Genomic DNA, 11663 nt, shown 5'->3' with positions numbered 1-11663 from the left:
ATTTCGCGTAGTCTTAAGCTCATATAACCATGTTTTCTGGCCTATCGGTTGGTTGCGTGGAGAATTGGTGCAATGCCTGCAATAAAGTCTAAGTACCCGGACGCCCCGGCTAACCGTCAGGAATGACGGTTAGCCAGAATGTTTCTGATGGCAGGTGGACGGCTATGACTAGTTCGGCATCTCTTCTCTACTCACTGCACGCGACCGGTACTCCCCCGGTGTGATGCCGCAGCTGCGCTTGAACATCCGAATAAAGTTTTGCGCATTGTTGTAACAAAGCTTCTCGGCGATATCCGAAATTTTCATATCCGTGGTGCGGAGCAGCTCCTTGGCCCGGTCGATGCGATACGCGATAATATAATCGGTTAGGGTCATGCCCATTTCTTCTTTGAACATTGCGCTGAATTGGGAATTCGGGAGGGAAACGAGCTCGGCCAGCATCGGCTGGGACAGCTCTTCATCATAATGCTCGTGAATGTACTGAAGTACTCGGTCCATGGTAGTCCGCTGTCTTCTGTTACGGTGCTCATGTACGTGGGATATGAGGTCCGGATAAATTTCTTTGGTAAGCCAGCACACGATGGAGGCATGGGTTTTGATTTTGGCCAGCCGTTGGTACGGATTGAAATCAAACAGCTTCGGTCCTCCCTCGGGGTCCAGCTCGAATAAGGTTTTGAGCGAGGTTGCAATCAACTGGATATACGATTGATGAATATGGTCATACGAAGCTTGGCGGCCCCTGGCGCTAAGGACGGCGGCAAAATCCGCAACCCCCTGGACCACCTGCTCTACATGGCAAAGCTTAATCCCGTTGATAATCACCTGCTCCTGCTCCGACGGGTAGCTGACGCTATTCGCTTCAGGCAGAACGGAGCCGATATAAATTACCCTGCCGCTTCCCTCCACCAGCTGGAATTGCAGCGCCTCCAGCGCTTCCTTATTCGAGCGGCTGATGAATTCCAGCCCTTCGTAGCTATACCCGATTCCAATGGTTACTGTAACCCTCAGCAGCCGCTCTGCCACGCTTTGCATTTCTTCGGCAATTTGAAATACGAGCTTTTGCCGGTCATGAACGTCCCCGGGACCATGATTCAGGATGACGGCAATATGATCCGACGGACTTTGAAAGGCAACGCCGTTCGTATATCTGCTCATTATTTCCTTCGCGATATTCATTGCCGCATAGAGAAACAGATGGAGATCCTGCTCCGTCTGCCCCCGCAGGTTGTCCAGCTCGATGGATAGCACGGTATAATACGGATGCGGGATATCAATGCCGTAATAAGCGAGCTTATCGACAATTTCCTTCTCCTTCATCGGTTCAGTAAGCAGCCGGTGAAGAAAATTGGTGCGAAGGATCGGCATGGAATCGGCAATTTGCTGCTCCAGGGCATGATTCGAGCGGTGCAGCAAATCGACGTAGTATCGGATCACCCCAATCTCGTTCAGCTTGGAAAGAGATTGCGGAAGCTCCCCCCTCGCCTGCTTAATCGTCTCTACAACGCTGTAGATCAGACGGAAGAAGCTGCCCGACAACACCGCTGCCGCTGCAAGACTGATCCCGATCAGCACAGCCCCGAGTCCCAGCGTGGTCTGCTTGATCCAATTAAACCGGGAGGTTAAATCATGGACCGGCAGCAGTGAGATGTATTTCCACTCGTTATAAGGTGATTTTCTGTAATTCAGCAGAAGCTTTTGTCCGCCGATCGTTTCCGTGTACGTATGCTCCTCTTGGTCGGATTGCAAGAGCTGATCGATCACCGGATTCTGTACACTCAGATCGAGCAGGCTTTTGTTCCAATCGGATATATAATTTCCGCCGGAGGTGACAATCAACATCTCCCCGTTCATGCCAACCTTCGTATGGGCGAAAATATCAAAAAAAGCCCGGTCGTTCAGCTCGACGATCAAATATCCGAGCGGTTTGTCCATGTTCACGGGCAGCTTTCGAACAAAGGTGACAATATTGGAGCCGCCTCTGGTAACGGTGGACGCCGATTTGCGGTCCAGCCAGAAATAGGGCCTCGGGTCCGTTTGGATTTTCTCAAGCACATCCCTCGGAAGCCGATCCGTTGTCGTTATCCCTTGGCTAGGGCTCATCATCAGATTTTGATCCTTCATATATAAATAAACGGCATTCGCATCATCAATAAGCCCTTCCATAGAGGAGAGCACGGTCATCACATCGCGGAATTGCTCCCCATTCTCATAGGGGTTCGTGAGGGTCAAATAGTGCAGGAGCATCGGATTAAACGCATGCTGCAGCACAGCCTTATCCAGGCTGACCAGCTTCTCGTCGATACGCTGCTGCACCTGCTTCACCGTTTCCCGGTTTGCCTTCCCCACCTCATCAAATAGGGAGTACTCGGCAATCATATACGTAACGCTTCCCAGAATAATGACAGGCACGATGGACAGCAGCGAGGCGGCAATGAGGATTTTGAGGCGCATCGAGCCCCTCGACCACATATCTCCGAATATACGCAGCAGCAAACCCAGTCCCCTCCTTACCTGACAAGCTGAAAGCGCTTCATACATAAAGTATACGCTTCACCTCCTCCGATTCCTTCCCGAAAAAAGAAAATGAAGCCACGGTCCTAGGGGTTCGACAAGAAGTGCCGAAGCTCCCCTAGGATAGTGGCTTCCTTTTTGTAACGGACTTACTTTTGCTTTTTGAACCACTCATTGGTTTCTTTGGTGATTTGCGCTCCGCCCTTATCAAGCCATTCCTTCGTAAATTTATCGAAATCCTCCAGCGGCGCCTTGCCCATCACAATCTTCACAAAGGTTTCGTCCTTCAGCTTATTCAAATCGCTTTGCTTCTCCACGGAAGTCGGCGCTACGAAGGACAAGGCAGGATTCTTGATCCCGAGCTTGGCAACAAAATCAAGGTTATCCTTCTGTGCCTTCTGCACCGCCTCCGGAGCGGTCAGCACTACGTAGCTGTAAGGATCGTACGGGTTATGCGGAATCAAGTTGTCCACGCCGTCCGCTTTGTATTTGTCCGCGTTCAGCTTAGGCTTGCCGTTCTCCATCGTATGATGCACTCCTTCGACGCCATAACGCTTCAGCTTGTAGGCTTCATCCCCGGCCTGCCAATCGAGAACTTGCATCAGCCGCTTCGCCTTTTCCTTATCCGTCTTGGCCGGGATCAGCCATTGTCCGAAGAAGCCGGACGTCTCGCCGTAGCCGGATTTGCCGCTTGGCCCTGTCGGTGGAGCAATCATAATAAGATTCGCCTTCGGATCGATTTTGCCGAGATTCTCCACATAACGGGCGTAATCGCTCGTCTGTCCGCCGATCAGGATTCCCGCCTTGCCGCCCTCCAGCTTCTCCCATACCTGCGTGTTCTTCAGCACAGCGAAGTCCTTATCAAGCCCGCCATCGGCATACAGCCTCCGCAGCCATTCGAGAGCTTGCTTCCTGCCCGGTGTAATGACATCGTTCATTAAGGAGCCGTCCTCCATCTTGCGCCAGCCGCTGCCGGTGTCAAACGCCATGAAGAGAGCGTCCAAGTGGCTGAGATTCTCACCCATCGCAATGCCGAAGGTATCGTTTTTCCCGTTCTTGTCGGGGTCATTGTTCGTGAAAGCGAGCGCCGTTTTATAGAGGTCATCTACGGTCTTCGGTACAGGCAGCCCCAGATTATCAAGCCAATCCTTACGAATCATCACCGCGGAGCGGTTCAATGCGCGCGTTCTGGGTACGCTGTACAGCTTCCCTTCGATCTTCACATTATCGAAAATGTCCTGCGGCGTTTTCATAATGTTCGGCGATGCTTTGATCAGGTCATCCAACGGGAGAAAGGCGCCTTGATTTACATACTTGACCAGCTCCGGGTCCGGATAGTTGGTCCACAGGATCAAATCCGGCATATCTCCGGAGGCTAGCGTTACCTTCAGCTTATCGTTATAGCTGTTGTTGGGAACGGCAATGGGCTCGTATTCGATATTGAACTTATCCTCGATCAGCTTCCACGCCTCCGTTTTTTGCGGCGGCTCGGCATAGAGCGGATACATCATGCTGACTTTAATCCGCTTGCTTGAATCCGCTCCGCCGCTGCCTGTTCCGGCACCAGGGGCATCCCCTCCGCTGCAGCCCGCTGCCGCTGCCGCCAGCAGCAATGCCGTCATCGAAACGGCTGCTCCTTTTCTGTTAACCATACCGTCGACCTCCTTATTTATCATCAATTGATGGTGCTACCCTTTGACGGAGCCAAGTAGAACTCCTTTGGCAAAATGCTTTTGCAAAAACGGATACACAAACAGGATAGGGACGGTTGCCACGATAATAGCTGCCATCTTTATGGTTGTAGGGATGATCTTCAGCTCTCCCATCGCCACCTCGAACTCCTGTGTGGAGCCTTCGATGATCATCTGCCGCAGCACCACCTGAATCGGCCACAGGCTGGATTTGGTCACGTACATGATGGCTGCGAAGAACTGGTTCCAATGCCCTACGGCATAAAACAGCGTAAAGGTAGCCAATGCCGGAAGTGACAGCGGAAGCACGATCCGGAACAGCACGCCTAGATTTTTACAGCCGTCGATACGTGCCGCCTCTTCCAGCTCCTCGGGGATGCTCTGAAAAAAATTTTTCAGGATAATCAGGTTAAAGGCGCTAATGGCTCCGGGAATAATCAGCGCCCACAGCGTGTTGATCAAGCCGGTGCCCTTCACGACCATGTACGTGGGAATCATCCCGCCGCTGAAAAGAATCGAGAAGACGACAAGAAACAGAATGACCTCGCGGCCCTTGAGTCTCTTCTTCGCAAGCGGGTAGGCCATGAAGACGGTAAACAGCAGATTGGTCAAGGTGCCGAGCACCGTGATGAACACGGTCGTATAGAGGGAACGCACAAAGTGCGTGTTGCCGAATATCGTTTGGTAAGCATCCCAGGTTACCTTCTCCGGCCACAGGATCACGCCGCCGCGCAGCACCTGCTGCAAGGGAGCGAGCGATGTCGCCATTATATATAAGAAGGGAAACAGCGTGATCAGCGAAAACAAAGCCAAGATCAGCACATTCGCCGTATCGAATAATCGGCTTCCGAAGGATGGTTTATAATGCATGTGAAGCCAGCTCCTTTCCCATCGACCCGGGTTTAGTAAACGCCCTCTTCGCCGAATTTTTTGGTTAGCCAGTTCGCTCCCATGACCAGCACCAGGCCGATCAGAGACTTGAACAAGCCGACAGCCGTCGTATAGCTGAATTTGCCGCCGATCAAGCCTTCGCGGTATACATACGTTTCGAACACATCCCCTACGCTAGTGACCGTTGAATTCAGCATAAGGAAAATATGCTCGAAGCCGACATCGAGAATATTGCCGAGACGCAAGATCAGCAGAATGAAAATCGTGCTTCGGATGGCGGGAAGCGTAATATGCCACAGCTGTCTCCATCGCCCTGCACCGTCCACAATCGCCGCCTCGTAGAGCTGCGTATCCACTCCCGAAAGTGCCGCGAGAAAAATGATGGTGCCCCAGCCGGCTTCCTTCCAAATGCTCTGAGAAACAATCAGTCCTCGGAAATACTCGGGCGTCGTCAGGAAAGCAACCTCTTCTCCGCCCATCGATTTGATCATTTCATTCGCAAGACCGCCTTGGGTCCCGAGGAGCAGATACGTCATCCCGGCCACGACAACCCACGAAATAAAATGCGGCAAATAGATGATTGTTTGCACGGTTCGCTTATAGATCTGATTCTTCAGCTCATTAAGAAGCAATGCCATGATGATCGGTGCCGGAAAGAAGAAGAGCAGATTATAAAAGCTGATCAGCAGCGTATTTCGGAAAATCTGCCAAAATTTATCATAGGTAAACAGTGTGACGAAATGCTTCATTCCCACCCATTCGCTCCCCAGAATACCTCGGAAGGGGGAATAATCCTGAAATGCAATCACGATGCCCCACATGGGAATGTACTTATACACCAGGAAGTATAGAAGACCCGGCAGCAGCAGCAAGTACAAATCCCAATCCATGAATATGCCGCTTCGTCTCTTTCGCTTGGTACGGACAGCCGTTACTTCCAGCTCCGCCGCTTCAAGGCTCATGCTCTGCCACGCTCCTTTATTTGGGAATGCTTGCCTCGTGGAATTGATTATATTTGGTAAAGGTGGAAATGGATATAATCATTTCAACTGAGAATAGAACGCTTATATTTCCACCTGCGGGCTCAGTGCTCATTTCAGATGATCATTCGAAATTCCTTTCAACTATGGGCTTTTGTGCCGTAATCAGTTCAAAAGATTATTCCCGTTCTTGTGGGAAGGACTTACAATGAAGAGGTAATTCATTTCCAATAGAAAAGGCAGGGTGATGTCGGTGCTGCACGAAGATTACCCCCAAGAACGATTGCGCGGAATCCTACGGAGTCAAGAGAGATTTCGCCCGGTCCCCCAAGCGAACGAAAGGGAATACTGGGATGCTCTCCCTGAGGCTGTGAAGTCGGAATGGGTGACCAGAGGGCAGGCGCGCCTCGATTACGATTGGCCCCCGCTGCTCGCCTCTCGCTACATGGATTTTGTGAAGAACGGGAACCGAAGCCGCTTCGAGGAGGTATATTTCGATCGGAGGATGGCGCTTGCCGAGCTTGTGCTCGCCGAATGCGTCGAAGGTCAGGAGCGGTTCATGGAACAAATCGTCAACGGCGTCTGGCTGATTTGCGAAGAATCCAATTGGGTCGTACCTGCGCACATGAGCATTTCTCTGCTAAGCCGTGGGTTCGCTCTGCCGGATGTGGATGATCCGGTCATCGACCTGTTCTCCGCGGAGACCGCATCGTTGTTGTCATGGACGTTATACCTGCTGGCTCCCGCGCTGGACGAGGCTTGTCCTATGCTAAGGCGCCGGATCGGGCGTGAGCTCGAGCGCAGAATGCTGAACCCGTTCCTGGAACGGGACGACTTCTGGTGGATGGGCTTCCAAGACCGCAAAGTGAATAATTGGAATCCGTGGATACTTTCCAATGTCATCGGTTCCTTCTTATTGATGGAATCGGATGAAGTACGCCGGGCGTCGGCTATACATAAAGCTCTTCGCAGCCTTGAAGCTTTCTTGGCCGTATACCATCCCGACGGAGGCTGTGACGAAGGACCCGGCTACTGGGGACATGCGGGAGCTTCCTTGTTCGATTGTCTGGATCTGCTCTACACTGCCACGGACGGTCAAATGAACTTTTTCCGGCTGCCGCTTGTGCAGGCTATCGGAAGATATATTGCCAAGGTCCATATTGACGGGGATTGGTTCGTGAACTTCGCCGACGGGGATGCCCGATTGCGCATATACGGGGATGTGGTGTACCGGTACGGTAAACGCATCGAGGATCCCGGTATGCAGGCACTGGGTGCGTATGCCTTTCAACGACACGGCTGGAAAGAGCAGAAGTTTGCTCCGCTGCTTCGCATTGTGCCAAGCCTTTCCTTGTACACCGAGCTCACGACACACAAGGAAGCCCCAGCCTATACAAGAGACGTGTGGATGGACGGGATCGAGGTGTTCGCCGCACGGGAGCGGGAGGGCTCGGCCCAAGGCCTCTATCTTGCCGCCAAAGGCGGGCACAATGACGAGAGCCACAATCACAACGATGTCGGACACTTTATCGTCTATGCCGACGGCAAGCCCATGCTGATTGATGTCGGGGTAGAGAACTATACGTCCAAAACCTTCAGTCCGCGACGATACGAAATTTGGACGATGCAATCCGCCTACCATGCATTGCCTACCGTTGGGGGCGTACAACAAGCGGCAGGCAAGGCGTATCGGGCGAAGGATGTCCACTATGCCGCTGACGACAGCTTCGCCGAGCTTCGCATGGAGCTTGCCGGGGCTTACCCTGAGGAGGCCGGAATCGAACGGTGGGTAAGAGCCTTCCGTATGAACCGCGGCGAAGGCTCGCCCGCTGAGGTGATAGTGTCGGATCGATTCATGCTGAAGCATCCTGTATCCGAGCTTATGCTAAGCCTTATAAGCCTACATGCTCCGGCGGCGGCCGAAGGGAAGCTCCTTGTTCGTGACCCCTCCTCCGGTACGGGGGTGGAGCTGGATTACGACGAGGATCAACTGTCCGCCGCGGTAGAGGAGATTCCTTTAACCGATAGTCGCGTGCGATCGGTATGGGGAGATCAGCTGTATCGCATAGTACTCAAGTCAAAGTATGCAGTACAGCAAGGAGAGTGGAAGCTGCGGATCCGGCAGCTATAACGGAGAAGGCTGCCCTTTAATAGGCAGCCTTCTCTTGGTCATGTACCGCAGTACGTTCTATAGGGACGCGCCGAAGGCGCAGGCAGTGCAGTGTACTCCTCCTGCTCGGGAGAATAAGCGTACGGACACTGTAGAACCTCGAGCAGGCTCTCCATAACGCTAAGATCTCCATCGTTCTCTGCCGCCTCCAACGCGGCTTCTACCCGGTGATTGCGAGGGATGACGGCAGGATTGCTGCGCTTCATAAGCTGCTGCGAAGCTTCTTTGGACCCCTGCTGTCTGCCCCGTCTTGCCTGCCACTGCTCATGCCAGGAGGCAAATTCGGGGGAATCCCATAAGACCGTATCCTCCTGCTTCTCCATCGTGAGGGCACGGAACGTATTCGTGTAATCGGCACCGTACTTCTGCATCGTACGAAGCAGCTCTTCTACCAGCGCCTCATCCTCAGCCTCCGTATCCAAAAGCCCCAGCTTTGCCCTCATCCCCGTGAGCCAATGGCTGCGGAACTGCTCGGAGAAGGCGGAAAGAGCTTGCTGGGCCAACTCGATGGCCTGCTCCTCGTTCTCATGCAGCAGCGGTAAGAGTGACTCTGCGAATCTCGTGAGATTCCAAGCGGCAATAGGCGGCTGGTTGCCATAGGCATAACGTCTGGAGGTGTCGATCGAACTGAATACCGTTGCCGGATCATAAGCATCCATGAAGGCGCATGGCCCATAATCGATGGTTTCTCCGCTGATAGCCATATTATCGGTGTTCATCACTCCGTGAATAAAGCCGACGAGCTGCCACTTGGAAATAAGTGCGGCCTGGCGACGGATCACCTGCTCGAGCAAGCTAATGTAGCGATTTGCATCTGCAGCCGCTTCCGGATAATGCCTTTGGATCGTGTAATCCGCCAAAGCCCGAAGATCTTCGGTCTCCCCCCAATTCGCGGCGTATTGAAACGTGCCCACCCTCAGATGGCTTGCCGCCACGCGAGTAAGGATGGCACCGGGAAGACCGGTTTCGCGATTCACAATTTGACCGGTCGATACCACCGCCAAACTCCGGGTAGTAGGAATGCCGAGCGCATGCATGGCTTCGCTAATGATATATTCACGCAGCATCGGACCTAGTGCAGCCCTGCCGTCGCCGCCGCGGGAATAGGGCGTTCTTCCCGAGCCCTTGAGCTGAATATCAAACCGTTCCTGCTGTGGCGTGATTTGCTCCCCCAGCAGCAAAGCGCGTCCGTCCCCCAGCATGTTAAAATATCCGAACTGATGCCCCGCATATGCTTGAGCAAGAGGCGAGGCCCCTTCGGGAACCTGATTGCCGGCAAAGACGTTAACCCCATCTTCCCCTTGCAGTGCCTTTACATCTAAGCCTAAAGATACAGCAAGCGGCTCGTTAAGGATAACCAGCTTCGGTGAAGGAACAGGCGTCGGGCTCTGGCTGGAATAAAATAATTCAGGCAGCCGGGCGTAGCTATTGTCGAAGCTCCAGCCCGCTCCTTGTTTGGTGTTTTTCTCTGTCATCGTATCTCCCATTTCATTCGGCTTCTGCCCTATCGGATTCGTTTTATTGTTTACTTCTTCCAATTCATTATACCCGAATCCCTCTTGATGATGCTATCCGAATGGTAATGAGCTACTTAATCCAGGTTTCCGACCAATAGGCTTTCATAAAGGACAGCAGACGCTCCAGCACCTCAATTCCTAATGTCTCGGCTTCCTTGGCCGTCCGAAGCAGCTGGGCAGCGCGATCCGCCGCAGCTGGATCATCCGGCTGTCCTCCCTGCGGAAAGGGGAACATCTGCCTTAGTTCAACCAGCGTCGCGGCTGTTTTGGCATAGTGTACCGCCGCTTCTCCAGCCAATTTCCGTACCTTACGCTCCACGACATTATCCCCGCTCCAGCTTATAGTAAGCTCATGAAGGAACTGTGCTGCAAACTCCCGGGCATCGCTGACCACGGCAATATTATAGGCGTTGCCGAACGGATCGGCGGCCCTCCTCTCCATACAGGCAATCCAGGCATCATAACCTGCAAGTCCGATATGGTACTTCCCTTTAAAAATATGCTGCCATTCCCTTCCCCTTGCATGATCGACGATCATATCAAGCGCCATGCGCAGAATCTCATATTTGGAATGGGGGAGGCTCTCACTGATTGTCGTTACCCAGAGCATGTTGCGCTTCTCGACAAAATCAAAGTACGTGACCGTCCCTTCCTTCGATACATCCTTCGCATGGAACAGCTGCCTGTCGTCATCATAACCGTATATCAGACCAAATTCCGGAATGAAGAGATCGAAGGCAATGGCGGGGATTCCCTTATCGATCGATTCTTGAATCAGTGCCATCACCTGCTCCACCTTCTCTGGCGTATAAGGCTTCGTAGTATCCGACAGATTGCTGATAAAGCCTAAATTACATAGATTTCGGCGAACCAAATACCCCCCTGGAAACATGGTAGGGCCCGCAACATCAATGTGGTCGGGGTCGATATTGATGCGAAATGCATGGCCGGTAATTCCCATCACGTCAATCAAGGAATAATGCTTCTTGTCGGTATAGGCGACGGCTCCGTAAATGGCGGCTGCGGCGCTCGTCCAGGTTTTCGTCCAATCCTTTACGCTGCTTTGGACTTCTGCCATGTACTCAACTCCTTCCTTCATTAGATTGAGGGACAGGACAAAATGTTAACCCGCTTTCGCCCCGTCTCCGCTCGTTTCTGGACATAGCCGCTAATCGTTACGCGAATTCGTTCCCTCTGCACCTTTGCTCTCGACCGCGATAACAGGTTATATACATTTGCCGTAGACGTGTCGAACAGCTGCGCTATGTCGGCGGGAGACAGCTCGCCGAAGAAATGGGCTTCAAAGATTTGCCTCTCCCGCTTACTGAGACAGTGCAGCAGTGCATGAATTTGCTCCATCAGCTCTCTTCGAAGATCACTCTGTGCAGGGTCGCCGTTTCTTGTGACCTCCTCTGCTGCCGATCGGGACATCCGATACAGAATGCGGTCGAGATCCCCCCAATCCGTCTCACCGCCGGCATCTTCTGAACGTCTAGGTCGAGGGGATAAAGAAGTGAACGGCTGTTCTTTGCGAAAAGGACCGCCGCGGCGAAGCTTCATATAGGCTTGATTGCGAATGATCGTATGAAGCCATGGCAGAAACCGCCGGGTATCCGTCAAATTCCCCAAATGTAAAAATGCCCGTATCAGTGCATCCTGAACGATATCCTCCGCCAAAAAGGCGTCCCGTGCGATCGTATTCGCCCAGCCGTAGGCCTTTGCCCGATGAGCCCGCACCAGCTCGCCGAAAGCTTCCTGATCCCCGCTTCGCGCACGTTCAACCAGCTCCCGATCCGCTTCCGAGTTTGCTTTATTTAGGATCGCGGCCCTTCCGCCTAATCCGGTCTTGCCTATTTCTTCTACCGTTAGCAATCGCTGCCCTCCTTCCCCCTTACTTACCAGA

8 protein-coding genes are annotated in these 11663 nt (G+C 52.8%); 1 reads left to right on the top strand and 7 read right to left on the bottom strand.

Going from position 1 to position 11663, the window contains the following annotated elements; translation table 11 throughout:
- Positions 1-168: 168 nt before the first annotated feature.
- The 4 genes from QMO62_RS26305 to QMO62_RS26290 all read right to left on the bottom strand — a co-directional run bounded on the left by QMO62_RS26305 (position 169) and on the right by QMO62_RS26290 (position 6055).
- On the bottom strand, positions 169-2493 hold the full coding sequence (locus QMO62_RS26305; protein ID WP_284645470.1) for a helix-turn-helix domain-containing protein: 2325 nt from the start codon (positions 2491-2493) through the stop codon (positions 169-171).
- A gap of 167 nt (positions 2494-2660) precedes the next feature.
- A complete protein-coding gene (locus tag QMO62_RS26300; RefSeq protein WP_284645469.1) occupies positions 2661-4163 on the bottom strand; it encodes an extracellular solute-binding protein in 1503 nt (500 codons plus the stop codon).
- A gap of 36 nt (positions 4164-4199) precedes the next feature.
- Positions 4200-5072 carry a carbohydrate ABC transporter permease gene (locus tag QMO62_RS26295; RefSeq protein WP_284645468.1) on the bottom strand — a complete coding sequence of 291 codons (873 nt, stop codon included), beginning with the start codon at positions 5070-5072 and terminating at the stop codon, positions 4200-4202.
- A gap of 32 nt (positions 5073-5104) precedes the next feature.
- Entirely contained in the window at positions 5105-6055 is a 951-nt protein-coding gene (locus QMO62_RS26290; RefSeq protein ID WP_372516739.1) for an ABC transporter permease, read from the bottom strand.
- A gap of 301 nt (positions 6056-6356) precedes the next feature.
- On the opposite strand from QMO62_RS26290, the gene QMO62_RS26285 reads away from it, so the two are divergent.
- Positions 6357-8204 carry a heparinase II/III family protein gene (locus QMO62_RS26285; protein ID WP_284645467.1) on the top strand — a complete coding sequence of 616 codons (1848 nt, stop codon included), beginning with the start codon at positions 6357-6359 and terminating at the stop codon, positions 8202-8204.
- 38 nt (positions 8205-8242) lie between these two features.
- On the opposite strand, the gene QMO62_RS26280 is transcribed toward QMO62_RS26285, so the two are convergent.
- The 3 genes from QMO62_RS26280 to QMO62_RS26270 form a co-directional block, all read right to left on the bottom strand.
- The gene (locus QMO62_RS26280) at positions 8243-9718 is read right to left on the bottom strand and encodes a protein adenylyltransferase SelO (protein ID WP_284645466.1); all 1476 of its coding nucleotides are present in this window, start codon (positions 9716-9718) and stop codon (positions 8243-8245) included.
- Between the two features lie 112 nt (positions 9719-9830).
- Positions 9831-10838, bottom strand: coding sequence for a hypothetical protein (locus tag QMO62_RS26275; protein WP_284645465.1), 1008 nt, complete (start codon positions 10836-10838; stop codon positions 9831-9833).
- 20 nt (positions 10839-10858) lie between these two features.
- Entirely contained in the window at positions 10859-11632 is a 774-nt protein-coding gene (locus QMO62_RS26270; RefSeq protein WP_284645464.1) for an RNA polymerase sigma factor, read from the bottom strand.
- Positions 11633-11663 lie beyond the last annotated feature (31 nt).

It is taken from the genome of Paenibacillus silviterrae, assembly GCF_030167925.1.
Lineage (GTDB): Bacteria > Bacillota > Bacilli > Paenibacillales > NBRC-103111 > Paenibacillus_G > Paenibacillus_G silviterrae.
This window is presented reverse-complemented; position numbering and strand designations above follow the sequence as displayed.